Here is a 25,768-nt window from a genome sequence, read left to right as displayed (position 1 = left end):
CGACTGGGGAGGGCTCATGGCGACCAAGTGGAGCTTGACGATCGACTGTGCGTACCCGGGGAAACTGGCCGCGTTCTGGGCGCTGGCGTTGGGCTACGCGGAGAAGCCCGCGCCCGCAGGGTTCGGGAGCTGGGAGGAGTGGTTCTCGCATCATGAGGTTCCGGAGGACGAGTGGGATGACGGGGCGTACCTGTCAGATCCGGATGGCGTGGGCCCCACCTTGTCCTTCCTGAAGGTGCCGGAGCCGAAGGTGGCGAAGAACCGGCTGCATATCGACGTGCAAGTTGGTGGCGGCCGTGAAACCCCGTGGGAGGTGCGCTGGCCGCGCGTGGTCGAGGCGGTGCAGCGGTTGACCACTGCGGGCGCGACCGTGGTCCGCGAGGACGAGTTGCAGGGCAGGCCGGATCACGTGGTGATGGCAGACCCGGAAGGTAACGAGTTTTGCCTGGTCTGACGGGGTCGGTCAGGCCAATTGGCCGCGCGCAGCGTGTCGCGTCCCTTCCTATGCGGCAGCCCTTGTCGGCGGAGCGGGCTCGTAGCGCCGTCCGTCGCGGAGGAGGGCCCAGAGGACGTTGACGCGGCGGCGTGCGAGGGCAAGGACGGCCTGGGTATGGCGCTTGCCCTCGGCGCGTTTGCGGTCGTAGAACCGCCGGGATGCCTCGGACCGCCGAATGCTGATCAGCGCGGAGGTGTAGAGCACGCGCTGGAGCCGGCGGTTGTAGCGTTGCGGGCGCCGCAGGTTGCCGCTGATCTTGCCGGAGTCGCGCGGGACCGGGGCGACGCCGCCGAAGGCGGCGAGGCGGTCGGGGGTTCCGAAGACGGCCATGTCACCGCCGGTGGCGGCCAGGAACTCGGCACCGAGGATGATGCCGAGGCCGGGCATGCTGGTGATCACCTCGAAGTGTCGGTGATCGCGAAATCGGGCCTCGATGAGCTTTCCGAGCTCGGCGACCTGCTCGTTGAGGGCCATCACCTCCTTCGCCAGGGTGTGCACCATCTGGGCGGTCAGCTTCTCGCCGGGCAGGCTGGTGTGCTGGCGTTCGGCGGCTTCGACCGCGGCCTCGGCGAGCTGGTCGGCTCGGAGGACCTTGCGGTTCCGCAGCCAGGTCTCCAGGCGCTTGGCGCCAAGTCTGCGGATGGCCGCGGGGGTCTGGTAGCCGGTCAGCAGGGTCAGCGGGCCCTTGTTGGTGAGGTCCAGGACCCGTTCCAGGCCGGGGAAGATGCCGGGCAGCTGGGCCCGGAGCCGGTTGACGATGCGGGTGCGGTCGGCGACCAGGTCTATACGGCGACCTGTGAGGATCTTGAGGTCGGTGACGGTCTCGTCGCCGGTGCGTAAGGGGTTCAGGTCGCGGCGGATGCGGACCTGGTCGGCGATGACGGCGGCGTCCTTGGCGTCGGTCTTGCCTTCGCCGCGGTAGCTCTCGGAGGCGCGGTGGATGGCGCGGCCGGAGATGTAGTGGACCTGCTGGTCGTGGTTGAAGAGGACTGTGATGGCCAGGGCGGCTCCGCCGTCGGCCAGGTCGATGCCCCAGGTCACCTCGTCGCCAAGGGCTAGGACGTCGGTGAGGAGTTCTAGGAGTTCGGGCTCGTCATTGGCGACGCGCCGGGACAGCAGCCGGTGGCCGCTCTCGTTGATCGCGACGCAGTGGTGGTGGGTTTTGCCTGCGTCGATGCCGGCCCAGATCGCGGCCATGGTGCCTCCGTGCGGTGGGTGTGCTCGGTGCCTCCCGACGGACGACCTCGCTGTCGATTCCCTACGGAGCGATCATTCGCAATTCCTAATTGGCAGCCGAGTCGTCGTGGGGCGTCGGGTGGCCAATCGCTGGTTGCCCCAAGCGGCAGAACTTTGAAAGCCACGCCCGACGCCCCTGGGTGGAAGAACCATACGAAGGGCTCGCCCTGTCCCGCAGACAACGTAGGGAACTGTTGAGTGCAGCCCGGCAGGCTGGGCTGGAGCCATGGCAGCCAGCCGCCGGTTCGTCGGGGCTGGACTGACCCAGGCACCACAAGTAGTCACCTCCTGCCCTGGGCACTCCACACTCGGCCCAGCGACCTCGGTACCGTCAAGGGGACAAGCCCTGATGGATGGAGCACGATGCCTCGCCGCCCTCTCGAACGCTGGCGCCTCACCCCCAGGGGGGCGCGCTGATGCTGGAAGAAGCCGAAGAGATCGGCCGTCGCGCACGTCGCGCACGGCTCCGCCTTGGCATGACGCAAGCCGACCTCGCTGCCGCCCTGGGCAAAACACAGGGTTGGGTGTCCAAGATGGAACGCGGCCACATCGAACTCGACCGCGTCGGCCTGCTCAACCTGCTCGCCTCGGAACTGCATGTACACCCGAACGACCTGATCGGGCGTCCGTACAACAACACCGCACCGGCCGAGAACCAGTGGCAGGTGTCTGCCGCCGCGATCATGCGCGAGCTGCGCCGCTACGACCTCGCTCCCGTCTTCGACGGAACGCCCCGTACAGCCGGTCAGCTGTGGCAGGAAACCACCCGCCTGCATCGCCTCCGCGACGCTGCCGCGAACGTGGCGATCGTGCAGGTGCTCCCCGACCTGTTCCGTGAGGCGCGCGCCCTGGCCGAAGTCGCCACGGGCCATGAGCAGGAAGAGGCGTATGCCATCTACGCGGTGTGCTGCAAGTTCGCCCACACTGCCGCGCACGCGCTTGGACACCCGGAGCTGGTGGCCATGGCATGCGAACGAGCTGCTTGGTCTGCGCGGCTGTCGGGCGACCCGGTGATGCCTGCCGTCGCCGACTGGATGCGCGTGTGGGACATGTGGGCAACGGCAGACTGGGACGACTCTGTTGCCCTGTCCGACAAGGCGATTCGCAGCGTGCAGCGAGAGTACGACCGCGGTGACCCGCTGGCTGTTCGGGCCTGGGGGACATTGCAACTGCGCGCTGCTGTCTCTGCCGCGCGCGGTGGTCGCAAGGCTGAAGCGAAGGACCGGATCAAGCACGCGCGGAGTGCAGCCAAGCGGATGCAAGAAGCCGCCGGCCCTCCGGTGTACGACCGTCTCACTGGACTTGAAATCTTCCGTGCAGAGGCCCTGAAATCACACTGAGCTACTTGCCCCCTCGCCGTAGCTATACGAGAACAGGGCCGTCGTAGCGTCACAGTCGGCCCGTGGGGCGGCCGACGGCATCGCGTTCCACTTCGGGTGAGTGGTCCAGGATGTGGTGGACGAGAGCCAGCGCAGGGGAGTTGAGAATCCACAGGGCCCCGCTGCGGTGCTGGACACGCACGGCCGGTCGGGCACCCATGCGTCGAGCACCCTGCCGGTCGAGGTGGCCCGCTGTGCGCTCGTGGTAGCCGACGGCGCGCACCCAGGTGCCGGGGGCCGAGCGCAGCGCGGCGGCCAGCCCGTCAGGGTCGCCCGCGTGGACACCGCAGTCGACGGAGGACGCGGCGGCCGCCATCGCGAGGAGATGCAGATGGTGGTCGTGCAGCCCGGGCAGCAGAGCGTCGCCATGACCCTCGACCACCTCTGCCCCTGCGACGGGGGTGATATAACCGACCGCCACGACGGTCGCACCGCGTACGTGGACGTCAACCCTTCGGCCGTCGACCTCGACGTCGCGGAAGACCGTGTCGGCACGGGAGTTCCTCCATGCTCCGCCGGTGCGGATCCCCTCTCTCGGCACGTGCGTCCCCCAGTCCCCAGTCCAGCGCCGGCGTCGCATCGATGGCGTGCCCGGTCAACGCGAGATACGCCGTCCGCCACCGCCCGATCCTGCGTGTGACGCCAACCGTGCCCCCGGCTCCCGGGATCAGGCCCATCTCCAGCTCGGGCAACCGAAAGTACGCGTCGTCTGCCGCCGTCACGCGGGGTGCGAAGGACGGTACTTCGACGCCCGCGCCGACGCGGGCACCGTGCACCTCGAAGCGGATTCGGTCGCCGAGAGCGGCGACATGACGCGCGGCGGAGCGGTGCAGCCTGAGGAGGTGAGCGGTCGCCATGTCCGGCGCCGTGCCGAATTCGTCCAGGTCGCCACCGCTGCAGAACGACGGGCCTGCGCCACTCACCACAACGTGTTCCACGCTTCGATCGAGGAGCGCTAACTCCAGCCCTTCGAGCAGCCCGTCGCGCACGGCGTGGCCGAACGCGTTATGCCGTTTGGGCTTGTTGAGAGTGATCCGTAGCGTGCCGTCGTCCCGGTCGAGGAGCACCGGATCCGCACAGGCCGCCGTGGGGCGCGGCTTGGAGCGCGATCGCCAAGCCGCGAACTCCCTGGCGCCGAGCAGTATCGAGTATGAGAGGGACTCGATGAGCAGTCCTTCGGCGACCGTCGCCTTGGGCGTCGCTCGGAGCGTTTCGTCCAGCGTCAGCGCAGCCTACGGAGCGCCGGCGACCGTGGCACGGACGGCGTCGACATCCGAAGCAGTCCCCGCGCAGTACGGGGCGAGTCCGCCGCCGAGGGTGACCGTGAGCTGCTCGACGACCGGCACCGCTTCGGGTGGGAGCGGCGCGGTGGCAACGCCCACGAGCAGCGGAGCAGGAGCTACGCGAGGCGGGAGCAAGGGGTCGTCCCAGTCCATGCCGTCGAGCGGAACGACATGAAGCGGCGTCACCGGGGCGCCCGCTGCGGTGAGTTCCAGGCGGCCGCTCATCAGGAATTTGCTTGTCATGAAGCCGTTAGTTCTCCCGCATCTGCGCTGTTGGCAGGTGTCCTGCGAACAGCGAAGCGGTTATGTGTCCCACACAGTAAGACCTGTTCCCCTAAGGAGAAAGTGCTCCGCAACGTCCGGGTGCCGGTGGAGAACTGCATCGGTGGGGAGAACAACGGCTGGGCCATGATCACCGGTCAGCTCAACACCGAACGCGTCGCCGTGGTGGCCACGGCGCCCTTCGAGTAGATCCTCGCGAGTGTGCGGGCGTGGGCCGCCGAGACCAAGGCGCCTGATGGCTCGTATGTCCTGGACGACCCTTCGGTGCGCCAGGCGCTCGCCCGGCGCCACGCGCGTATCGTGCGACATCGCGCCGTCGACCCGCCAGGTGCGGCCGTCGAGACGGGCATGGAAGCCGGGCGACGTACTGGCGCACCGATCCAACCCTAGCCGACCGTGACGGCCGGCAGGCTGCGGACGAGGTGGAGGCCCGAATCGGCGCCTGGGTCGCGGAGCGTGAGGCCGATGAGTCGTCGGTCTGCTCCTCGCGGCCGGTGTCCCCGCCGCCGTGTCCATCGACAGTCGGTGGGTGCACGAGCACCCTCACCTCGCAGGACGAGGCGCGTACGAAACGGCCGAACTGCCTTATGCCGGCACGGTTCCGTTGCCGACTCTCCCGTTCCGCCACCGAGGCCGGCCCGCCTGGCTCACTCGGCGCCCGTCGACCCTGGGCGAACACAATCGCGAGGTGCTGATCGGTGAACTGGGGCTGACCGAGGAGGCGTACGCCGGCCTGGTGGAGCAGGGCGTCGTCGGCACCGCTCCCGAGGGGTTCTGATGGCGACCGGAAGCGGACCGCTGGCGGGCGTGCGCGTGGTGGAACTCGCCGCGCAGGGCCCGGCCCGATGCCGCGGCCGCCACGATCCTCGGCGAGCGTCGTCCGTACACGTGCGTGCCGTGGTTCTGGTCGGATCAGGGCAGCCTGCGCATCCGGATCGTCGGACTGCGTGCGAGCGACGACACTGCTGTCACACGCCAATTCGGCGATCGCGACAGATGCCTCGTCGGCTACTACCGGGACGGGCGACTGGCGGCTGTCGAGGCCGTCAACGCGACCGCCGACTTCATGGCCTTGAAGAAGGCGCTGGCCTCCGGAACGGAGATCGCGGCTTCCGATCTCATGGATCCGGACGTATCGCTGAAGACGCTCATCAAGGCGGTGACCGCGAATGCGGTCAGTTCCGGCTGAACAGATCTCCTCCGGACGGGCCGGTCGAGCCCCGAGCGTCGAGCAGCGTGGTGACATACGACTCGACCAAGGGCGTCCAGCGCTGTCGGTCCTCGGAGCTGAGGTCGTCGATCAGCTTCTGGAATACCGTCAGCTGGACTTCGAGCACGCGCGTGAGCAGCGCCGCCCCCTTGCGCGAGATGCGGACCAGTGTGCTGCGGCGGTCGAACCCGTCCACCGCGCGGTCCACCAGCCGCAGTTGGGTGAGCTGGCGCAGGCGCTTGCTCGCCTGCGAAGGGTCGATCGCGAGCCGGGCCGCGACCTCTGCGACGGGGAGAGGGCCGCTGCGTTGGATCACTTGGAGGGCGAACAGCCCGGTCTGCCGTACGGGCGCGTCGATGAGTTCCAGCAGATCGTTGAACCCGCTGGACTGGCCGACCCAGGTGACGATTCCGATGACTGGGCGGAAGAAGGCGCGGGTTCCGGCGTCGTAGTCGTCACCCGCAAGCTCCGTCCAGCGGTCAGCGGCCGCGGACCGGGGGCTGTCGGGCAGCGCCGTCACCAGCCGGTCATACACGAGCGTGAACCATTCGGCGAGCGCCGCGATGCCGTCAGCGGACCACCGGGGTTCCGCCACCAGGTAGTCGCGGCTCCATGCGAGCAGCCACCGGTCGAGCGTCGCCGCGGCCGGCTCCGACAGTTCCAACAGGGTCCGGCGGCGATCCGCAGGATCCGTGCTGCGTACGAGGTGTCCGGCAGCCTCGAGCTGGGCCGCCTGTCGGCTCGTCTGGCCGAGATCGATGCCGAGCTCGCGTGCCACCGTGCTGGTCGGCACCGCGCCACGGCTGCCGAGGAGCTCGATGAAGCGCAGGTCGGAGGGCGACAGTTCGGTTCCGGTCACCGCTCGCAACCCGCGGCTGTGCGCCCGCGTACCGGACATGAAGGCGACCGTGTTGATGAGTCTGAGCGTCGCCCTCTCCAGCGCGAGCTCCTCGGGCACCCGGTCCACGCGGACTCCCCTTCCCCCACCACTCCATGAACGGCAGCCCGTATGCCGAGATACGGGACATCTATCAAGCATTGCACATCCATGCGGGTGGCAGAGAGTCGGCAGCGGTGCCCAGCACTGACGGGACCATTTGGAACCACGAGGTCGACGTACTGATCGGCGGCAGCGGGGCCGGCGGAATGGTCGGGGCCATCACGGCCCAACACCTTCGGGCTCACGTCGCTCGTGGTCGAGAAGGCGGCCGGGATCGGCGGCTCGACCGCGATGTCCGGCGGAGGGATCTGGATCCCCAACAATCCCACCCCGCGCAAGGAGGGGCAGACGGACGATGTCGAGGACGTGCGGCACTATCTGCGGGCTGTCGTCGGCGACCGCGTCGCGGCCGATCGGATCGACGCCTACGTCGACTGCGGGCTCGAGGTGCTCGAGATGCTGCATCGCGTCAGTCGGCACATGGAGTTCTCCTGGTGTCCCGGTTACTCCGACTATCACCCTGAGCTGCCCGGCGGCAGGGCGGCGGGCAGGACCATCCAGCCGCGTCCGATCGACGTCCGCAAACTGGGGGACGAGGAGCGGAAGTTGCTAGCGCTGGACGTCCCCATGCCGCTCGGTCTGTGGTTCACGGGCTACGAAGCGCGTAACCTCATGATGATCCGGCGCGAGTGGAAGGCCCGGCGGATGCTGGGCGTGGCGGCCTGGCGGGTCGTCTCGCGCGCGGCCGCCGCGCCGTGGCTGCTCGTTCTACGCAGCGGCCTGGTGGCGAATGCGGACACGCTGCGCGAACTCGCCGAGAAGATCGCGGTCCCGCCGGACGCCCTGGAGGCCACGGTCGCTCGCTTCAACGGCTTCGCGGCCAAGGGCAGGGACGAGGACTGCGGGCGCGGCGACAGTCCGTACGACAACTATTACGGCGACCACTCACTGCCGAACCCCAATCTCGACACGATTGACGGCGGACCCTTCTACGCGATCCGGATCGGAGGCGGGGGATCTGGGCACCAAGGGCGGCGTACTGACGGACGCTCAGGGCCGCGTGCTGCGGCCGGACGGCAGCGTGATCCCTGGTCTGTACGCCACGGGCAACGCATCGGCCGCGGTGATGGGCAACGAGTACGCCGGGGCAGGAGCCACGATTGGTCCCGCCATGGTGTTCAGCTACCTGGCGATGGAGCACGCGGCGAAGAGCGCCGCGGGCTGAGTGCCCTGCCAAGGTACTCCCCGAGGGGCGCACACCTTACTTGGCTGCATACAGTCATCTGTCCGAGCTGTCCTTCAAGTTGGGGCCATTTCGCCCGATTCCTCCATTCTGTAGCGGAGGAAAGCGGGCTCAAAATTACTTGATAAAAGGCATGCACATCTCTTGGCAGTAACCGTGGCGTCACTAGAATTGAAATCAATTCCAGTGGCCGAAGGGTGCTGACAATGACGCTGGCGCTGTCGTCACGACCGGAGGTCGCGGTGCGACCGCCCTCGATGGTCGAGCGAATGACGTTGATCATGGACTGCTTCGAGGGACCGAAGACCCGGCTGCTGTTGGAGGAGGTCTCCCGCCGCACCGGACTTCCGAGGTCGACCGCGCACCGCATCCTCGACCAGCTCGTGCGGCTGCAGTGGGTCGAGCACACCCGCTCTGGCTACCACCTCGGGCGGCGAGTGCGGACCTGGGGGGCGCGGGAGAGCGGGCACTCGGATCTGCGCGCGGCCGCCGCGCCGTGGCTGCACGAGCTCGCCGTCATGACTGACCTCGTCGTACATCTGGGCACCCTCGACGAGACGTATGTCGAGTACCTGGACAAGGTCGGCGGCCGCCGGGCTGCCGCTGTCGCCTCCCGTGTCGGAGGCCGGGCACCCGCGCACTGCACGGCGCTCGGCAAGGCGATGCTCGCCTGGCTGCCGCCGGAAGAGATCGACGAGTTGTACGCCGACGGGGTGCCGGCCGCGACGGGCGCGAGCGTCGACGGCCTTCCCGCACTTCACCGTGAACTCGGCCGTATCCGGCGTGACCGAGGGCTCGCCGTCGAACGGGGGGAGTGCGTCGAGGGGATCGCGTGCGTCGGCGTGGCGATCCGGGGACCTGAGGGTCCGGTCGGCGCTATTTCCCTGGTCGCCGGGCACGCGTCGCCACTGGAGCGCATCGCGCCGCTGGTGTACGACATGGCGCAGCGGATCACTCTGGACCTGTTCGGCGAAAGCGCACTGCGCACGGCACGCGTAGGCACGGCCTGAGCGGCGCCTCTGCGCGTAGATTCCTGGTCCCTGTACAGACCCCGGTCGCCGGTCCCCCTGCCGGCGACCGGGGAGTTCAGCTTGATCTAGCGCGGAACCCCGGGCGTTCACGCCCGGGAGGAAGCGCTTCTCTGGATCGCTCTGACCCGCTCCTGCTGCACGGGTCGGGGCCCGGTTGTCACCGGCTGGCGCAACTTCCGGCACAACCTGCCGACGCTTGCGCGGCAATTCCGCTGTCTCGTCCTGGAGTTCCCTGGCTTCGGTATCAGCGATCCGACCGACAGGCACCCCATGCTGGCCGCGCCGCGGGCCGTGCGAGCGCTGCTCGACGGGCTCGGACTGCAGCAGGCCGACGTTGTCGGCAACTCTATGGGCGGAGTCGTCGCACTTCAGCTTGCGATCGGCAAACCGGAGCTCTTCCGGCGAGCACGCCGTGCTGCGGCGCCGGCTGGAGTTCCTGGAGACTTCCGCGAGCTTCTTCTACGAGGGTGATCGTCCGCTGTCCGCGGAGGAGACCGCCGATCCCTACCGCCGCGGCATGCTGCTCATGGTCCGCAGCATCAGCCAGGCCGAACGCGCCTGGTTGCACCAGGTGCTCGACGGCGGCGAGGGTGATTGAACGCCCCGCCGGATGGCGCAACTTTGCTGACGGCGGGACTGCTGCCTCTTCTTGAGGGTTGAGGGACCACGTGAGGCGCTCCCGGTCACCGGGATCGACCGACACCGAACGGCCCAGGCGATGAAAGGGTGCCCGGCACACCAACTCCCGACTGCCGGGGATCACTTCATCTGGAGCCGCTGTGTCCCGTTTCTCCCGCAGACAGTTCTGTGCGACCGCGGCCGCGGTGACGCTGGCACCCACGGGGACCTTGTGGGCCGGGGCCAAGAGCGCTGCCGCCTCTTCGTCGACCGGGCTGGACAGCGCCTTCGTCCGGCGGTTCGCTCACCCGCCTGCGAATGCCCGGCCGAAGATCCGCTACTGGTGGCCGTGCGGAGAGATCGCGGCGGAAACCATCGACGCGGAGATCGAGGCGATCGCAGGCCGAGGTTTCGGCGCAGTCGAGATCCAGTGCATCGTCACCGCCGACGCTCAGCAGTACGGCTGGGGCAGCGCTGTGCTCACCGAGCGCCTGGAGCAGGCGGTCGCCGCCGGTCACAGGCACGGGGTGCGCATCGATCTCACCGTGGGCCCGGCCTGGCCGCTGGTGGCCCCCGGGCTGTCGCCGGACAGCCCGGAAGCAGCCCAGGAGATCGCCTACGGGCGTGCGGTCCTTGCGGGCGGCGAAGCATACGACGGGCCCGTGCCGGCGGCCCCGCAGCCGCACGCGGGCGTCACCGAGCAAACCCTGATAGCGGTCCAGGCGTTTCGCTGCGCGGGCCCAACCGACGCGAAGCCCGTACTGCTCGAGCGGGCTTCCCGGATCGACCTCACAGGACGGGTGAGCGACGGCACCCTCGCCTGGACCGCCCCAGCGGATGGGCAGTGGCTGCTGTTCGCGTTCTGGCAGCGCGGCACCGGCCAGGCCGCCGTCGTCGGCCAGGCCGCCACGACAGAGGCGGCGTATGTCGTCGACCACTTCAGTGCCGCCGGTACCCGGGCAGTAACCAGCTACTGGGACGAGCGCGTCCTGACGCCCCGCCTGCGCAGTCTGCTGCAGGACAACGGAGGGGATCTCTTCGAAGATTCCCTGGAGTTGGACTCCGCCCAGCACTGGTCCCGGGAACTTCCGGCGCGCTTCAAGAAGCTGCGCGGCTACTCCTTGATCGACAACCTGCCGGTGCTGTTCATCGACCGGATCCACCGGCAGTACACGAGCGTGACACCCGACGACACCCCGGACTTCGCGTTCACCGACGACAGTGGCGCCCGCGTCCGCGACGACTACTATCACACGCTCACGGACCTGTACATCAGTGAGCACGTCGAGCCACTGAAGTCCTGGGCGCACGCCATGGGCCTGAGACTGCGGGCCCAGCCCTACGGCACCACCACCGACGTTCCCACGATCGGCGCGGCCCTCGACATCAACGAGACCGAGTCGCTCGGCGCGGCGCCCGACTACACCGACGAGCCATACCGATGGCTCTCGTCCGGTGCGGTGCACCTGTCCGGGCAGCGCGTCTTCTCGCTCGAAGGCTGCGCGATCTACGGCGAGGCGTACGCGCAGACCTGGCCGCAGATGCTCAAGCACTTCAACGCCGCCTTCGCCCACGGTGTCAACCAGGTCGTCTATCACGGCTTCGCCACCGAGGCGGGCCTGGGAACCACCTGGCCCGGCTTCTCACCGTTCACCCTCCAGGGCGGCAACGGTTTCTCCGAGGCATGGGGGCCGCGCCAGCCCACGTGGAACGACACCGGCAAGATCGTCGACTGGACTGCGCGCACGCAGTTCGCCCTGCGCCAGGGCAGGCCTTCGGTGGACTTGGTCGTCTACCGCCACGCCTACGGGACCGGCATGCGCATCCCGGCCGGGCTGGACGGCTTCACTTACGACTTCGCCGGCCCGGCACAACTCGACGGAACCCGCGTACGTGACCGGCGCCTTGCCCCGGAAGGACCCGCCTATCGTGCGCTGATCCTCGACCGCCAGCCCACGTTGCCCATAGCCACCGCCCGACTGCTGCTGTCGCACGCCCGCAGCGGCCTGCCCGTAGTGATCGTCGGTGCGCCGCCGACCCGCACGCCTGGCGCCCACCGGGCGGCACAGCAGGATGCGGCACTGGCCGAGTTGATGGACCTGTTGCTCAAGCAGGCCTCGGTACGCCACGTCGCCGAACCGAGCGGGTTGCCCGCCGTCTTCGAGGTGCTCGGCATCCGTCCCGCAGCGGACACGCGCGTCGCTCCCGCCGTGCTCGCCCTGCGTCGCACACTGTCGCGAGGCGCGCTGTATCACCTGCACAACTCCTCGGAAAGAGCCGTGTCCGAGGAGGTCGCCCTGGAGGGCCGAGGCACCCCCTACGAACTGGATGCCTGGACGGGCACGGTCACCTCAGTCGCCCAGTACCGAACAGAACGCGGGCGGATCACAGTCCCGGTGCGGCTCGCACCCGGCGAATCCACCATCATCGTTCTCGTACCGGGCAGTGCCCGTCATGTGGTCGCCACCACGGGCGGAGAGGTCGTGACGGCGCCCGGTGGCGGTCTGCTCCTGCGGGGCTCAACGGCTGGTTCGTACACCGTGAAGCTTGACGACGGCTCCGAACGGAGGGTGACCGTTCCTCCCACCGGGGCAGCCCAGGAGCTGAACGTGTGGGAGCTCTCCGTCGAGGACTGGCACCGAGGCCCGGACGGCAAGCTCGAAGTCAGCGAGCACGAGCATCACCTGAACCGCCTTGCACCCTGGTCCGCCATCCCCGGCCTTGAGGACGTCTCCGGGGTCGGCACCTATCGCACCACGGTACGGCTCGTGCGGTTGGACGGGGCCTACCTCGACCTCGGACAGGTCACCGACACCTTCGAGGTGACGGTCAACGGCACGACGCTGCCACCGTCCGACCAGGTCGGCCGGCGGATCGATCTCAGTGGCTACGTGAAGCAAGGAGACAACAGCATCACGGTCCGGGTGGCGACACCGCTGCGCAATCGCCTTCGGGTCACGGAAGGCTTCCCGGGTCAGGCCGAGAAGCCCCGGCAGCAATACGGCCTCATGGGGCCGGTCCGTATCGCGCCGTACCGCCAGGTACCGATCCCGGAATGAGCGGGCGGCGATTCGCGGCCAGGGCAAGCGCACCGTCGAGACCTGGAGGAACCTCATGGAACGACTCAGCAGCAGACGCGTGTTCGTCACCGGAGCCGCTTCGGGCATCGGACGCTCGACGACGTTGAGGCTGCTCGAGGAAGGAGCGGCGGTCGTCGCGACGGACATCGAGGAAGAGGGGCTCAGCGGGACCGCCGGCCTGGCCGCGAAGGCCGGCACCGGCGAGCGGCTCGTCACCGCGGCGCTGGACGTGGCGGACGCGGACGCGGTCGTCGACGTCGTGGGTGAAACGATTGCCACCCTCGGCGGGCTCGACGCGCTCGTGAACATCGCCGGCATGCTGCGCGGAGCGCATACACACCAGTGCTCGCTCGAGCTGTGGAACCGCGTCCTTGCCGTGAACCTCACGGGCACGTTCCTGGTCACCCGGGCCGCGTTGCCCGCGCTGCTGGAGACGGGTAACGGCGTCGTGGTCAACTTCAGCTCCACGTCAGCCCAGTTCGCCCATCCGTTCCTGGCCGCGTACTCCGCCAGCAAGGGCGGGATCCTGTCCTTCACGCACAGCATCGCCCAGGAGTACGCCAAGCAGGGCTTGCGCGCGGTAAACATCTGCCCTGGCGGCATCGTCAGCGCCATGACCGAGAACTTCGCGTCACTGGTGCCGGAGGACACCGACTGGAGCCTCTTCGCGAAGCTCACTCCCGCAGTCCGGGAGCGCTACGGGTCGCCGGAGGTGGTGGCAGCAGTCGTGGCCACGCTCATCTCCGACGACGGCGCCTTCATCTCCGGCACGGAGATCCGTATTGACGGCGGCACCCATCAGTAGTCCGGGGCGGCGGTGCCCCTCGGCGCCCCGGGGAAGTACAGCGAGAACCTCACCACCCCTGACGGGATCCCGCTGGTCGCCATGAAACCGTGCATCGGGGCCGGGTGCTCCGCGATCCTGATGCCGGTGCCGGACAACGTCTCGTCACCATTGAGGCGCCTTCGCGGACGGAGCCGGCCCGTGCCTGCCACGAGTTCGTCCGCCTGCAAGATGGCCACCGGCCGGCCGTCCGGCGAGCGCGGGCAGACCGTGAAGTTGTCGCCGACGGCGATGAACACGTCGTCGTCGAACTGCAGCAGGAGCCCATAGCCGAACCGCTCGCCGTTGCCGTGTTCCGGATAGGCCCTGATCACGAACTCGTACTTGCCGAGGGCGAACGTCTCCTCCTTGGAGGCCGGGACCCGGAAGCCGCGCACGCGCCCTCGCGGCTGTGCGGCAAGGATGTCGTTCTCCAGCGCCGCGAGCTGCGCATAGATACGGCGCAGCTCCACCGTGCGGTCATCGTCGAGGGAGTCGAAGCCGAACGGCGAGACCCCGATGGCACCGTACTGTCCGATGGCGAGGAAGCTGTGCGAGACCCCGTGGCAGTCGGCGCGCATCTCGGGCACGAACAAGGTGGTGTTCGTGTCCGCGTAGCGCTTGAACGGGATGTCGAAGTCGCCGAAGTACACGTCTGGGGCGAGGAACGCGAGCGAGGGAGCGGCCAGCTTCCAGGCAGCGCTGACATGCGGTAGTGGCCCCCCACTGGGGAACACCCCCGGCGCGCTGCCGCCGGCGACGGCGATGTTCGCGGACTCCGATCCGTTCGGCACGCTCGAGTCCAGCCAGGCGTTGGCGAACAGCGGGATGTCGTAGCGGGCCAGGCCTGCGGCGGCGACGTGCTCGATGTAGCAGGCGTAGTGCCAGGCCATGAACAACTCGGCCTTCCGGTCGGAGTCGCCCGTCAGGAGGTCCCACGTCGGGGTGGACGGCTCGTCCGGGGCCTGGACGTACGGGGAGGCTCCGTTGCGCAGTGCTTCCGCAAGGGCTGCCGGAACGGGAGCCGCCCATGCGGCTGCCGCGTCCGCTCCGTAGGAGCGCGGTGCCCCGAGCAGCCCGACCTCGTTCTCGACCTGCACCATGATCACGGTCTTCTCGCGGCCGTCGACGCGTGCGAGGTGCTCCATGAAGGCCGCGAAAGCGGCCGCGTCGGCGTCGCGGTTGTTCGTGGAGAACGGGCTGAGGTTGTCCAGCGGATCGCCGGCCTCGTCGACCTGCAGCGGAAAACGGACCGGATCGAGCTTGACCCAGGCCGGCACGTAGCTCGACGAAGCGTTCTTCCAGCTGCCGAACCAGAGAAGCACCAGCTTGAGCTCGTGGTCGCGCGCACCGGAGAGCATGGCGTCGACCAAGTGAAAGTCGAACTCTCCCTCCGTCGGTTCCACAAGCTCCCAACTGACCGGTGCAAGAACGGTGTTGACCGCTGCGTCCGCACACCGCTTCCACACGGGTTCCAGGTAGTCGGCGTGGGACGAGGTGGAGTTGTGGACCTCGATGCCGCGGATCAGGTACGGCGTACCGCCGACGATCAGCTGGCCCGTGGCCTGGTCTATGCCGTGGTGTTGCAAGGGGCTCCCATCGATGTCTTCCGGTTGAGCGGTGTCTTCGGGCGAGGGCGGCGGACGGCGCCAGGTCGCTGCCGGCGCTCTCAGCCATCGCCGTCCCAGGGGTGCGGCGCGATGCCGGATAGTTGGCCAGGCGAAGGCCCGTGGGGAGCGGTGTCAGGTCCGCTCCCCACGGGCTGCTGGCGGGGCGGCGGTCTCGCGTGTCACGTTCCCGTCGTAGGAGCGGTCCGTGCAGAGTGGGTCAGGTACACCCTCCGTCGCGTGACGTCCACGGTGTCACCGACGACGTCCAGGCGACCGCGCAGGCGAAGGTCACTCGACGACGAGCCGACCGAGATCCACATCGGGCCCGGATCCACGACCCATCTGTCGTCCAGGGACAGGTAGGCCAGCAGCGGGAGTTCCAGAGCGAATCTCACCGTCGCCTGATCCCCTGGCTGCAGTTCGAGGCGATGGAACCCCGCGAGCTGGAGCGCCGGCCTCGACACGCCGGGCGCATCGTCCTCGACGTAGAGCTGCATGAGTTCTACGCCTGGGCGGTCGCCCGTGTTCGTGACGGTCGCGGTGACCTCGACGGTGCGGTCGGGTGCGATCGACGTGCTGCTCAGCTGGAGGTCGGAGTAGACGAATTCGGTATACGTCAGGCCGTGCCCGAACGGGTAGAGCGGTGCCGCGGACTCGTCCACGTATCCGCCGTGCGGATCGCCTTCCCGACGGCGGTATCCGCTGCCGAACCGCTGGCCCGCATGGAGGGGGACCTGACCGCTGGAGCGGGGGATCGTGTACGGCAGGCGGCCCTGCGGCTCGGCCGTGCCGCTGAGGATCTCCGCGACGGCAGGTGTGCCGAACTGCGAGCCGTAGTACCCGAGCAGGATGGCGTCGAGCTCGGGCTCGACGTCACCAAGGGCGAGAGGGCGGCCCGAGAAGATCACGCCGACGGTCGTCTTGCCGAGCGCGGCGATCTCGTGCACGAGCCGACGCTGTACATCCGGCAGCGTCACATCGGCGGTGTCCGCACCCTCACCCTCCGTCCGTTCACCGAAGAACCATCGCGCCACGCCGCCCAGTGCCAGGACCACGACATCCGCATCACGCGCGACGTCGACTGCCGCGCCGATCCCCTCGGCCCCGTCGGTGACTCCGCATCCAGTTGCGACGAGGATTTCGGAGTCGGGTAGCGCGGCTTGGAGGGCGTCCGCCAGGGAGACCGCTTCGTAGCGCGACCTCGCGAACTCGTCCTCGCTCATGGCGAGCAGGTCGCCGATCTCCTCGTGCACGTAGGCGTCGTCGGGGCCGAAGGAGTCGAGGTTTTCGACACCGACCATGGAACTCGTCTTGCCGTTCAGCAGTGCTCGGGTCAGCTCGATGAAGGAGGGGAAGGTGTACGGGGCGAAGGCCGTGCCCACAGCCTCGGCATGAGGTCCGACGACCGCGATGCGCGGGGCGCCGCTGAGTGGGAGCACCCCGTCGTCGTTCTTGAGGAGCGTGACGGACTCGCGCGCAAGACGCAGGGAGAGGTCGCGGCCCTCCTGCGCCACGGACATGATCTCCACCGGGTCGGTTTCCACGTAGGGGTTCTCGAACAGGCCCAGTTGGAACTTGTGCGTCAGTACGCGGAGGACCGACTCGTCGACGGTCGTTTCGGGAATCTCGCCGTCGCGGACGGCCTCGACGAGGTTGTCGCCGTAGCCGAACGGCTCGGGCATTTCCACGTCGATGCCGGCCCGCATGCCGAGCACGCCCGCTTCGCGTGCATCGCGCGCGGCGCGATGATGGGTCACGAGGTTCTCGATCGACAGCCAGTCCGACACGACGGTGCCGTTGAACCCGAGTTGGTCGCGCAACATCTTGCGGAACACCCGAGGGTCGGCGGCAGCGGGCACTCCGTCCCAGTCGGCGAGCGAGTTCATGATCGAGCCCAGTCCCGCGAGCTGGATGGCGGCGGCGAAGGGGCGCGCGTACACCTCCCGCAGCTCGCGCGCTCCCATCGGCACGGTCGCCATGTTGAGACCGGCCTCACTCATTGCGTAGCCGAGGAAGTGCTTGCCGGTGGCGATGACCCCGTCCAGCAGCGACTCGCCTTGAAGATTGCGTACGAAGGACACTCCCAGCGCGCTGACCAGGTATGGATCCTCGCCGTACGTCTCGTGAACTCGGCCCCATCGCGCGTCGCGGGCGATGTCGAGCAGCGGCGACAGGGCGTGGTGCAGGCCCACGGATCGCATCTGCCGACGGGTCAGTGCGGCCATCTCGCCCACCCCGGTGGTGTCCCAGGTGGCCGCGAGGGCGATCGCGGTGGGGAAGGATGTGAAGGTGGGGGCGTTCACACCGTTCAGCGCCTCGATGTGCATGATCGCGGGAATGCCCAGGCGGGTGTTCTCGACCAGGTGGCGCTGTACCGCGTTGTTGAGCCGGGCGAGTTCGGCCGCGTTCGCCGGAAAGCCCCCCATGTGCGGTTCGATGTAGCCGATGCCATTCGCCAGCTTGGCCGCGGCGACGTCCGGGCGGATGCCTTTGGCGTCGAAGAGCATTGTCGGGATCAGCGACGTCAGCTGCGCGACCTTTTCGTGCAGGGTCATGCGACCGAGCAACTCGATGGCGCGGGAACGTGCGTCGGTCATGACGTGATCCTTCTGTGCGAGTGCGGGTTCCACGAACGGGACATCAGATCTCCAGCCCCGATCCCAGGGGGAACAGCGGGTCGGCGGTGTCCGCCAGCGCGTCCGGCGCGGACTCTCGTACGGCCTGCATCGACCGCGGAAGCTCGACGGGAAGTTTGCCCTCCGGAGCGATGCGGCCGGTGAGGGCGGTGAGCAGAGCGTCATCCGAGACACCGAAGGTGACGGTCAGTCCGGCGAGCGCGTCGACGAGCGGCGTGAGGATGGCCGGGCGGTCCAAGGCGACATCCACGATCAGCGGGGCGTAGTGGGCGATCCTACGCAGTCGGTGTACGAGGCCGGGGGGCAGGTCAAGAGACCCCTGGTGGAAATACGACTCCAGGAACAGGTCGTCCCGCGGCTCGAACGGTGCGTCGATGCGCACGATGGCCAGTTCTGCCTCCTGCGGCGTCGTCACGGGGGTGAACTCCCGGCCGAGGACCTCCGGATCGATCCCCTCCGCGTACAAGCGCGCGCCCACGGCGAGCGGAAGCACTGGCCTTCCTTCGACCACGGAGTTCTTCAGGACGGTGACGGAACGGGACTGTGTCTCCAGGGCGACCCGCCGGGTCTCGGCGTTGCCCACAACGGCCACGGCGGCATCTTCGTCGATGAAAGGGTTGTCGAACAGACCGAGCCGGAACTTGATCAGCAGGACGCGGCGCGCCGACTCGTCGATCCTGCTCTCCGGGACGACGCCATCCCGTACGAGCTCAAGCAGGAGATCCGTGCACTGTTCACCGCCGAACTGGTCCGCGCCGGCATTGAGGATCTTGACCATGCGCTCGCGGGCGTCGAGCTCTTCAACCCCCCACGCGCGTGCGGGCAGGACCTGGTCCCCGACGTGGTTGTCGTTCACCAGCTCCCAGTCCGTGACGATCAGCCCGTCGAAGCCCAGCCGCTCGCGCAGCAGCCCGGTGAGGATCTGCTTGTTGTACCCGAACCCGACCTCCTCGATCGGTTCGCCGTCGATCTCAAGACCGACCGGCATGCCGTAGTAGGGCATGACCGCGGCGGTGCCGTGCTCGACGGCGGTGACGAACGGACGGAGGTGCTCCTCGAACGCACCACCCGGGTAGACCTGCTCGCGACCGTACGGGAAGTGCGCATCCTCGCCGTCCAGCTGCGCGCCGCCGCCGGGGAAGTGCTTGGTGACGCAGGCGATGCTCGTTGAGTCGAGCGCCGCGCCCTGGAAACCTTCGAGGTACGCGCGCGTGTAGGCGACCACGAGATCGGTGTCGGCGCCGAACGTCTGGAGTTGGCGTGCCCAGCGGGGTTCGCTGGCGAGGTCGACCTGAGGATGCAGTGCCATGCGGATGCCGACGGCGCGGTACTCCTCGCGCACCCGGCGCGCGAACTCGCGCACGGTGTCCGGGTCGCGCAGTGCCGCAAGGCCGAGGGCGTCGGGCCACTGCGAGAACGGACCTGCAGTGAAGGAAGCCCCGATGTTCTCCAGGAATCCGTGTCGAGGGTCGCTGGAAATCGTGACCGGGATGCCGTGCGGGGTCTTCTCTGCGAGCCGCTGGATCGCGTTGTGCCACCGTGCGGCTGCCCGAGGGTCTTCGATTCGGTGCGTGTTGAAGTGGCTGATCCCCCTGCCCAGGATCACCTCGCTGGTGGGTGACTTGCTGATCGCACCGGGCTCTTCGAGGACGGTGCCTCCCGGGCCCATCTCGATGACTGTGTGGAAGAGCAGACCGACTTTCTCTTCGAGCGAGAGCCGGGTCAACAGATCTTCCGTGCGTTCCTCGGCGCTGAGCCGCGGGTTCTCGTAGGGCTCCATGCGCCCGTTGCCGTTGAGATCGCGGAAGGTGGTACTGCCCGATGCAGTCGTCGCAGGCATGAGTGGTGGGAGTTCCTCTCGATTTCGTTCCCGGGGCCTGGGTGCAGGCCCCCTCGGGGCGGTCGGGGCCGTGCACCGTGTCAGTGCACCGGCACATGTCCCGGTCCGGCAGTGCGGTGCGGGCGGGTCACCCCTTGACGGCTCCCTGCATGACGCCTGCGACCAACTGCCTGCCGAGTACGGCGAACAGCACGAGAAGCGGCACCACGGACACGAGAACGCCGGTCATGATGAGGGGGATGTCCTTGAAGAACCCGGCCTGCAGCAGTTGCAGCGCGACGGGGAGTGTCGGATTGGTCGTGCCGAGCACGATCGACGGCCAGAAGTACTGGGTCCACGCCCCGATGAAGGTGAACAGGCCCAGCATGGCGGCCGCGGGCCTGGCGGCCGGCAGCACGATGGAGCGGAAGATCCGGAACGTTGATGCCCCGTCGATGCGGGCTGCCTCGATGAGCTCATAGGGCAGCGCCGACTGGAGGTACTGCGTCATCCAGAACACGCCGAAGGCGGAGGCGATACCGGGGATGATGACCGCCCAGAGGCTTCCCGTCAGGCCCATCTCGCGCATGACGATGAACAACGGCACGACCCCGAGCTGAGTGGGTACCGCCATGGTGCCCACCACGAATGTGAGGAGGCCGGCACGTCCCTTGAACCGGAGCTTCGAGAAGGCGAAGCCGGCCAACGTGGACACCAACACGACGGCGAGGGCCGTTGTCACCGAGACGAAGACCGAGTTCCAGACCGCGCGCGGCAGGTCGATGTCCGACTCGAAGACCCGCGTGAGATTGTCGGCCAGCTGCCCGCCCGGGATCGGCGAGGGGATCGGGTTCTGCGCGACCTCTGCCGACGTCGAGGACGCGAGCAGGAGCGCGTAGTAGAGCGGGAAGATCGAAATGAGCGCGACCAGAGTGAGGATGACGTAGGTCGTCTTTCCCGGTCGGCGCACAGCGCCGTCGTTCCGTCCACGCCGACGGCGCGCCGCACGGGCGGCTCCACGACCGGACGTCTGCTCGATGTACGGGATGGAAGGAGGGGTCACGTGCTGCTCCCGGGCGTGGCACCGGACGGTGCGGAGGAGTCGGGCGTACGAGCTGCTGCGCTCGGTGCGCTGCGTCGGGCGGCACGGCGCGTCTGCCGGGAGCCGGCCGTGGCGTCGTCTCCGGAAGCGATGCGGCGCGACAGCCAGTTGCTGACCAGAGCGAATGCGATGATCAGCAGGAAGAGCAGCCACGCGACGGCCGCTGCACGGCCCAGTCGCTGCTGGTTCCAGCCGAGTTCGTACAGGTACAGAGTGATCGTCTTCCACTGCCCTGAACTGCCGCCGAGCCCTTGCGTGTCGTACAGACGCGGCTCGTCAAAGATCTGCAGCCCGCCGATCGTGGACGTGATCACGACGAAGATGAGCGTCGGACGCACGGACGGCACCGTGACGGAGAAGAACTGTCGAATCCGCCCCGCGCCGTCGAGGATCGCCGCCTCGTACAGGTCACGGGAGATCGCCTGCATCGCCGCAAGCAGCACGAGGGTGTTGAAGCCGGTCCACCGGAAGTTGACCATGTTTGCGATGACGATGTGCGCCGGAAGGCTGTCCCGGTGCCATCCGATCGGATCCATGCCCAGCTGCTCGAGAAGCGCGTTCACCAGACCGGACTGGTCCGCGAACATGCGCGAGAAGATCAGCGTCACGGCGACCGGAGCGATCACGTACGGCAGCAGTACCCCCATCCGCCAGAAGGTGCGCGCACGAATGTTCGCGTGCAGGAGGCTGGCAAGTACGAGGGCGATCAGAATCTGGGGGACCGTCGAGAGCAGGAAGATGCTGACGGTGTTGCCCATCGCATCCCAGAAGACCGGCTGGTCGAGGATAAAGGTGAAGTTGTCGAGCCCGACGAATTCGCTCTGCCCACCGATGAGGTCCCAGTCGTGCAGCGAGACGTAGGCGGTGTACAGCAGCGGGAACAGGCCGACGATCCCGAACAGGATGAAGAACGGGGAGATATAGGCGTACGGCGACGCCTTCATGTCCCAGCGGCCCAGACGCTGATGCCAGGGCGAGGGCGTGTGTGGAGGTGAGGCATCACCACGGGGTGACGCGCTCCCTGCCGGACGGACCATGCGCTCTTCCTCCGATGGTGAATCGGGGGCGCCGTCCGCGGAGGGCGCCCCCGAGCGCGCGGACGAACCGATCACTTCAGCGAGTCCAGTCCCTCGACGAACATGTCCCATGACTCCTTGGCGGAGTGGGTCTTGTCGACCGAGACACGGTTGACCGCGTCGTTGAATGCCGCTGTGATCGCGAAGTAGTTGTCACCCTTGTACGGGACCACGCTGATGTTCGACGCGCGCTCGGCGAGGACCTTTCCTACGGGCGCATCGTTGAAGAAGGGTTCGGTCACCTTCTGCATCTCAGGGCTCTTCTGGGCCTCGACCTGGCTGGGGAAGTTGCCCGACGCCTTGAACGCCTTCATCTGCTGCTCCGGGGCGGTGAGCCACTCCGCCAGCGCCTGCGCCTCCTCGGGGTGCTTGGACTGCTTCGGCACGCTGAGGTACGAACCGCCGCTGTTGACACCGCCGTTGGGGAAGACGTCGGCGATATCCCAGCCCTTGACCCCGGCCGAATTGCCCTTGATGACGCCGAGCATCCACGAAGGCGCGAGCATCACCGCGAACTTGTCCTTCTGGAATGCGCTGACCCAGTCCTCACTGAACCGCGCGAGGTCTGCGGACAGGCCCTCATGCGACATCACGGTGTCGTAGATGTTCCGGAGGTCCTTGTTCTCGCCGGCGATGATCTCGCCGTTCTTGGGGTCCTCCCAGAGCACCTCGTACTGGTCGGTCCAGCCGGTCGCCACCGAGGCCGACGCATCGTAGAACGCCGGACCTGTCTTGGCGGCCTTGAACTTCTCGCCGACGGCGAAGAAGTCGTCCCATGTCGCGTTGTCGCCACCGAAGAGCTTGGCGACCTCCTCGCGGTCGTTCGGCAGACCGGCCTCCTTGAACAGGTCGGCGCGGTAGGCGATCGTCTGCGGTCCCAGGTCCGTCGCGTATCCGAGCAGCTTGCCGTCGTCCGTGGTGGCGATCTTCGTTGTCCAGTCCAGCCAGCGGCCCTCGACCTTCGGTGAGGAGAGATCCACGAAGTTGTCCGGGTACTTGAGGATCTGCGGCATCCAGCTGTTGTCGACACCGATGACATCGGCGAGACCCGAGCCCGCGCCGAGCGCGGTCTGGAACTGCTCCTTGGCCTCATCACTCGTGGCGAAGCGGTTGTGCTTGATCGTGATGTCGGGGTGGAGCTTCTGGTACTCCTTCAGCAGGCCGCTGTAACCCCACTCGCTGAACGTCGAGACGTTGAGGGTGATCTTGCCGCCGGCATCGCCCTCGTCGCTGGATCCGCACCCGGCGGTGACGGCGGTCAATGCGACCGCTGCAAGCACAGCGAGGGACCTTCGAATGGATCGCATCTGTACTCCTTATTTCCAGGCGGTGTGCCGCGATGTTGCGGCGGCAAGGAGCCGCCCCCCCCCGGCCGCACCACGCTCCTGAGACGTGCGCGAACCCCGTCACCCGAACGTCGTGTATGCCGCTGCGTCCCCGGCTGAGATGTCGTCTCGGAGTGGCGGTGGCCGTCAGTATCACGTAACACAGTTCACCTGACAAGTTTTCGTGGAGTTTTCATCGTCACGCCCACACCCAGGTCAAACGGGCCGCCGCGTCGCTGTATGTTGAAGGCATGGCGGAAAGCACCGGGCCTCGGGGGCCCTATCGCAAGGGGCTCCAGCGCCGCCGGGAGATCGTCGCCGCTGCAGCCGAGCTCTTTGCTGAATCCGGATACGCACACTCGTCGATGCGTGAGCTCGCCAGGCGGATGCGCCTGACACAGACAGGGCTTCTCCACCACTTCGCCGACAAGGAAGAACTCCTGGTCGAAGTGCTCAACTTGCGCGATTCGTCCGTTGCCGACTACCTGTCGGAGCAGCACGCCACCGATGTCGCTACGCGGTCCCGCGAGGTCGCGCGTCACTCCGCGGAGCACGAGGGACTGACGTCCCTGTACATCATCCTCTCGGCCGAGGCGATTGATCGCGATCATCCGGCGCACCCGTACTTCGTCGAGCACTACCAGGCAGCCCAGACACTCACGCTCGACCCCGGCCCTGAGGCGCCCGAAGGTGCCCCGATGGGGATCAGCCCGGAGATGATCGCCACGCTGGGGACCGCCCTGCAGGACGGGCTCCAGATCCAGCGGCGATACCGGGACGACCTGGATGTCGTCGAGGCCATCGACGCCTTCTGGCGGCTCGTGGCTGCTGCTCGGGCGCACTGGGTGCAGCAGGCGGCTTCGGACGACTCCAACCGCCGCGACGACGACTCCGACTGAGCGTCGTTCACGGTCCGCCGGGTTGATGAAGACCTCCGGCTCCGCTCGCGCGCGAAGCCGGAGGCGCAAGCGGCCGTCAGGCGGCGGTCTCAGCGGTGCTCATGACTCGCATCCGTTGTCGGACTGTGGATGTTGCGTCACATGCGTGCCGCAATGAACTCCGCGGCGGAGTCGTTGTGTTGCGGTTGGGAGTAGGCGCCGTGGGCGGCGGAGTCCGTCCCGCCGCCACAGATCGGGTCGCCGGTCGCGCAGTCGTCGAGCGTGCGTGCCTGGTAGGTGCCGGTCACCTGACGGTAGGTCGGGAACCCGCGGATGGGGTTGCCGAAGAGCACAACTGCCTTGACCTTCGGCTCTGTGGCGCCGGGTATGACGGCCACGGTGGCCGCACCCGTGAGGGCTCCTTGGCTGCAGACTCCGACATTGGAGAACCGGTCAGGCGGACGCTCGGGCCACGATGTCCGGTGTCCACACCGGAGGTTCGTCCGAGCTGGGGGGCGCGACTCCGCCGGCGTCGAGCCGCTGCAGAACCCACCCGGCCAGCATGGCCCCAAAGGGCTTGTTGGAGCCGCGGATCGTAGTCAGCGGTGGGCAGGCGTACCGGGCGGCCGCGATGTCGTCCGCGCCGATCACGGCCGGCTCGGAGGGAACTTCCACGCCCAGAACCCACGCGGCGTTCAAGATCGCCAGGGCGACGTCGTCGTTGAACGCGGCGATCGCGGTGACGGGCGCTTGTGCCGGCCAACTGCGCAGTATCGGCGTGAAGTCCCCGTCGTCGGGCATGCGACGCGAGGGCACCATAGGCAGGCCGAGCCGGCGCGCTGTTTCGTCGGCGCCCGCGTGGCGCCGGTCGGACATCGGTCCGAGCCGGGGATCGGCGGGGTGGACGTAGCCGATGCGGACGGTGCCGCGCCAGGCCAAGTGGGTCGCCTGGGCCGCGCCGACGACGCGGCCCGCGTCGTCACGGGGAGGCGGCGGGTCGTCGGGTCCTGGCAGTACCACCCGGGCGCCGCGTGCCTGAAATGCGACGACTTGCCTTGCGTCGAAGGGGGTCAGTCCCGGTACCGCGACCGGGGCGGCCAGCGATAGAGCCGGCTGGCGGCCCGGGCTGGCCGTATGGGTCACCAGCATCAATCCTTGCGAGGCCAATCCCCGATCGAGCTCGGCGACGATCGAGCTGGGCGGAAAGTCCGGCAGGCGCAGCAGCACAGTGCTGCCGCGTCCTCGCGACAGTGCCTGCGTGGGCCCGTTCGGGGTGTAACCCAACCGCTCGGCAGCCGCCAGAACCTTCTGTCGCGTCGCTTCCGGGATGGTCTGTTTCGGCACGTAGTTGAGTACGAAGCTCACCGTTGACCGCGACACGCCTGACTCCCGCGCGACATCCGCGCTCGTCACCCGCGACGCACCACCGAGACCCTCCAAGCGCCGGCTGCCGGAGCCGTCCAGCCGCAACCCGACGGCCACCTTACGCCCGACCTGGGGCGCTCTGCCTGACGGCACCAGCCCAGGGACCGCACCGACACCGGCCATGGTCGGTCAGGACCTGTGGCGTTCAGGCAGCCCTGCGCTGGTCAGCGTTGGCAAGCGCCTCGTCGGCTGCCGTCGTTGCCGTACGCACCCGCAACTGCCGTGACGGCGAAACGGCTTGGTCCGAAGTGCGCCGATTGGTCGATCCCTGCAGAA

At 68.1% G+C, this 25,768-nt stretch carries 23 protein-coding genes and 2 pseudogenes; 12 read left to right on the top strand and 13 right to left on the bottom strand.

Going from position 1 to position 25,768, the window contains the following annotated elements:
* Positions 1-16: 16 nt before the first annotated feature.
* A complete protein-coding gene (locus H4687_RS07960; protein WP_010361140.1) occupies positions 17-454 on the top strand; it encodes a VOC family protein in 438 nt (145 codons plus the stop codon).
* A gap of 48 nt (positions 455-502) precedes the next feature.
* Here the strand turns inward: H4687_RS07960 and H4687_RS07955 are convergent, their stop codons facing one another.
* Positions 503-1,693 (bottom strand): IS110 family RNA-guided transposase, encoded by a 1,191-nt coding sequence (locus H4687_RS07955; protein WP_006378715.1) that lies wholly within the window; start codon positions 1,691-1,693, stop codon positions 503-505.
* 455 nt (positions 1,694-2,148) lie between these two features.
* Between H4687_RS07955 and H4687_RS07950 the strand changes: the two are divergent.
* A pseudogene (locus H4687_RS07950) lies at positions 2,149-3,024 on the top strand (helix-turn-helix domain-containing protein); the annotation flags it as partial.
* A gap of 97 nt (positions 3,025-3,121) precedes the next feature.
* On the opposite strand, the gene H4687_RS07945 reads toward H4687_RS07950, so the two are convergent.
* The 3 genes from H4687_RS07945 to H4687_RS46280 all read right to left on the bottom strand — a co-directional run bounded on the left by H4687_RS07945 (position 3,122) and on the right by H4687_RS46280 (position 4,637).
* A complete protein-coding gene (locus H4687_RS07945; RefSeq protein ID WP_223786221.1) occupies positions 3,122-3,532 on the bottom strand; it encodes a hydrolase in 411 nt (136 codons plus the stop codon).
* Between the two features lie 25 nt (positions 3,533-3,557).
* Positions 3,558-4,178, bottom strand: coding sequence for an enoyl-CoA hydratase/isomerase family protein (locus H4687_RS46285; RefSeq protein ID WP_010354083.1), 621 nt, complete (start codon positions 4,176-4,178; stop codon positions 3,558-3,560).
* Between the two features lie 165 nt (positions 4,179-4,343).
* A complete protein-coding gene (locus tag H4687_RS46280; RefSeq protein ID WP_037727451.1) occupies positions 4,344-4,637 on the bottom strand; it encodes a hypothetical protein in 294 nt (97 codons plus the stop codon).
* Between the two features lie 102 nt (positions 4,638-4,739).
* Between H4687_RS46280 and H4687_RS47450 the strand changes: the two genes are divergently transcribed.
* On the top strand, positions 4,740-4,865 hold the full coding sequence (locus H4687_RS47450) for a hypothetical protein (RefSeq protein WP_010354081.1): 126 nt from the start codon (positions 4,740-4,742) through the stop codon (positions 4,863-4,865).
* 703 nt (positions 4,866-5,568) lie between these two features.
* Entirely contained in the window at positions 5,569-5,865 is a 297-nt protein-coding gene (locus tag H4687_RS07925) for an oxidoreductase C-terminal domain-containing protein (RefSeq protein WP_006378921.1), read from the top strand.
* On the opposite strand, the gene H4687_RS07920 is transcribed toward H4687_RS07925, so the two are convergent.
* Positions 5,852-6,853, bottom strand: a complete 1,002-nt coding sequence (locus H4687_RS07920; protein WP_006378900.1) for a MarR family winged helix-turn-helix transcriptional regulator — start codon at positions 6,851-6,853, stop codon at positions 5,852-5,854. The two genes, H4687_RS07925 and H4687_RS07920, sit on opposite strands and share 14 nt — an antisense overlap.
* A gap of 264 nt (positions 6,854-7,117) precedes the next feature.
* Here H4687_RS07920 and H4687_RS46275 point away from each other — a divergent pair.
* The 7 genes and pseudogenes from H4687_RS46275 to H4687_RS07890 form a co-directional block, all read left to right on the top strand.
* Positions 7,118-7,420, top strand: a pseudogene (locus H4687_RS46275) (FAD-binding protein); the annotation flags it as partial.
* A gap of 196 nt (positions 7,421-7,616) precedes the next feature.
* Positions 7,617-8,051 (top strand): FAD-binding protein, encoded by a 435-nt coding sequence (locus tag H4687_RS46270; RefSeq protein WP_306080762.1) that lies wholly within the window; start codon positions 7,617-7,619, stop codon positions 8,049-8,051.
* A 224-nt stretch (positions 8,052-8,275) separates the two neighbouring features.
* Entirely contained in the window at positions 8,276-9,079 is an 804-nt protein-coding gene (locus tag H4687_RS07910) for an IclR family transcriptional regulator (protein WP_010354078.1), read from the top strand.
* Between the two features lie 135 nt (positions 9,080-9,214).
* Positions 9,215-9,571, top strand: coding sequence for an alpha/beta fold hydrolase (locus H4687_RS07905; RefSeq protein ID WP_107307715.1), 357 nt, complete (start codon positions 9,215-9,217; stop codon positions 9,569-9,571).
* The gene (locus tag H4687_RS07900; RefSeq protein WP_006378702.1) at positions 9,513-9,698 is read left to right on the top strand and encodes a hypothetical protein; all 186 of its coding nucleotides are present in this window, start codon (positions 9,513-9,515) and stop codon (positions 9,696-9,698) included. Before H4687_RS07905 ends, H4687_RS07900 begins: the two co-directional genes overlap by 59 nt.
* Before the next feature lie 181 nt (positions 9,699-9,879).
* Positions 9,880-12,777 (top strand): glycosyl hydrolase, encoded by a 2,898-nt coding sequence (locus tag H4687_RS07895; RefSeq protein ID WP_006378968.1) that lies wholly within the window; start codon positions 9,880-9,882, stop codon positions 12,775-12,777.
* 55 nt (positions 12,778-12,832) lie between these two features.
* Positions 12,833-13,603 carry an SDR family NAD(P)-dependent oxidoreductase gene (locus tag H4687_RS07890; protein WP_010354077.1) on the top strand — a complete coding sequence of 257 codons (771 nt, stop codon included), beginning with the start codon at positions 12,833-12,835 and terminating at the stop codon, positions 13,601-13,603.
* Here H4687_RS07890 and H4687_RS07885 read toward each other — a convergent pair.
* The 6 genes from H4687_RS07885 to H4687_RS07860 all read right to left on the bottom strand — a co-directional run bounded on the left by H4687_RS07885 (position 13,597) and on the right by H4687_RS07860 (position 23,171).
* Positions 13,597-15,210 (bottom strand): GH35 family beta-galactosidase, encoded by a 1,614-nt coding sequence (locus tag H4687_RS07885; protein ID WP_006379260.1) that lies wholly within the window; start codon positions 15,208-15,210, stop codon positions 13,597-13,599. The genes H4687_RS07890 and H4687_RS07885 overlap by 7 nt on opposite strands.
* Before the next feature lie 200 nt (positions 15,211-15,410).
* A complete protein-coding gene (locus H4687_RS07880; RefSeq protein WP_223786224.1) occupies positions 15,411-17,828 on the bottom strand; it encodes a glycoside hydrolase family 3 N-terminal domain-containing protein in 2,418 nt (805 codons plus the stop codon).
* A gap of 43 nt (positions 17,829-17,871) precedes the next feature.
* Complete coding sequence (locus H4687_RS07875; protein WP_006378679.1) at positions 17,872-19,707, bottom strand: glycoside hydrolase family 3 protein; 1,836 nt, start codon at positions 19,705-19,707, stop codon at positions 17,872-17,874.
* A gap of 127 nt (positions 19,708-19,834) precedes the next feature.
* On the bottom strand, positions 19,835-20,656 hold the full coding sequence (locus tag H4687_RS07870; protein ID WP_006378596.1) for a carbohydrate ABC transporter permease: 822 nt from the start codon (positions 20,654-20,656) through the stop codon (positions 19,835-19,837).
* A gap of 89 nt (positions 20,657-20,745) precedes the next feature.
* Entirely contained in the window at positions 20,746-21,732 is a 987-nt protein-coding gene (locus tag H4687_RS07865) for a carbohydrate ABC transporter permease (protein ID WP_006378862.1), read from the bottom strand.
* A 164-nt stretch (positions 21,733-21,896) separates the two neighbouring features.
* Entirely contained in the window at positions 21,897-23,171 is a 1,275-nt protein-coding gene (locus H4687_RS07860; protein ID WP_006378806.1) for an ABC transporter substrate-binding protein, read from the bottom strand.
* Positions 23,172-23,440: 269 nt separating this feature from the next.
* Between H4687_RS07860 and H4687_RS07855 the strand changes: the two genes are divergently transcribed.
* Positions 23,441-24,088 (top strand): TetR/AcrR family transcriptional regulator, encoded by a 648-nt coding sequence (locus tag H4687_RS07855; protein WP_006379142.1) that lies wholly within the window; start codon positions 23,441-23,443, stop codon positions 24,086-24,088.
* Positions 24,089-24,225: 137 nt separating this feature from the next.
* On the opposite strand, the gene H4687_RS46265 is transcribed toward H4687_RS07855, so the two are convergent.
* Complete coding sequence (locus tag H4687_RS46265) at positions 24,226-24,639, bottom strand: cutinase family protein (RefSeq protein WP_223786226.1); 414 nt, start codon at positions 24,637-24,639, stop codon at positions 24,226-24,228.
* Positions 24,521-25,615 (bottom strand): LacI family DNA-binding transcriptional regulator, encoded by a 1,095-nt coding sequence (locus H4687_RS07845; RefSeq protein WP_225966629.1) that lies wholly within the window; start codon positions 25,613-25,615, stop codon positions 24,521-24,523. The genes H4687_RS46265 and H4687_RS07845 overlap by 119 nt, the downstream gene beginning before the upstream one ends.
* Positions 25,616-25,768 lie beyond the last annotated feature (153 nt).

The sequence above is a fragment of the Streptomyces stelliscabiei genome (assembly GCF_014873495.1).
Classification (GTDB): Bacteria; Actinomycetota; Actinomycetes; order Streptomycetales; family Streptomycetaceae; genus Streptomyces; species Streptomyces bottropensis.
Note: the sequence above shows the minus strand (reverse complement) of the source record. Positions and strands in the feature narration are given on the sequence as shown.

Excerpts from the sequence above, each read along its gene's own strand:
- H4687_RS07875 (WP_006378679.1), bottom strand. The coding sequence starts at position 19,707 with ATGCCTGCGACGACTGCATCGGGCAGTACCACCTTCCGCGATCTCAAC.
- H4687_RS07910 (WP_010354078.1), top strand. The coding sequence starts at position 8,276 with ATGACGCTGGCGCTGTCGTCACGACCGGAGGTCGCGGTGCGACCGCCC.
- H4687_RS46280 (WP_037727451.1), bottom strand. The coding sequence starts at position 4,637 with ATGACAAGCAAATTCCTGATGAGCGGCCGCCTGGAACTCACCGCAGCG.
- H4687_RS07860 (WP_006378806.1), bottom strand. The coding sequence starts at position 23,171 with ATGCGATCCATTCGAAGGTCCCTCGCTGTGCTTGCAGCGGTCGCATTG.
- H4687_RS07845 (WP_225966629.1), bottom strand. The coding sequence starts at position 25,615 with ATGGCCGGTGTCGGTGCGGTCCCTGGGCTGGTGCCGTCAGGCAGAGCG.
- H4687_RS07960 (WP_010361140.1), top strand. The coding sequence starts at position 17 with ATGGCGACCAAGTGGAGCTTGACGATCGACTGTGCGTACCCGGGGAAA.
- H4687_RS46270 (WP_306080762.1), top strand. The coding sequence starts at position 7,617 with ATGCGGACACGCTGCGCGAACTCGCCGAGAAGATCGCGGTCCCGCCGG.
- H4687_RS07855 (WP_006379142.1), top strand. The coding sequence starts at position 23,441 with ATGGCGGAAAGCACCGGGCCTCGGGGGCCCTATCGCAAGGGGCTCCAG.
- H4687_RS07880 (WP_223786224.1), bottom strand. The coding sequence starts at position 17,828 with ATGACCGACGCACGTTCCCGCGCCATCGAGTTGCTCGGTCGCATGACC.
- H4687_RS07890 (WP_010354077.1), top strand. The coding sequence starts at position 12,833 with ATGGAACGACTCAGCAGCAGACGCGTGTTCGTCACCGGAGCCGCTTCG.
- H4687_RS07955 (WP_006378715.1), bottom strand. The coding sequence starts at position 1,693 with ATGGCCGCGATCTGGGCCGGCATCGACGCAGGCAAAACCCACCACCAC.
- H4687_RS07865 (WP_006378862.1), bottom strand. The coding sequence starts at position 21,732 with ATGAAGGCGTCGCCGTACGCCTATATCTCCCCGTTCTTCATCCTGTTC.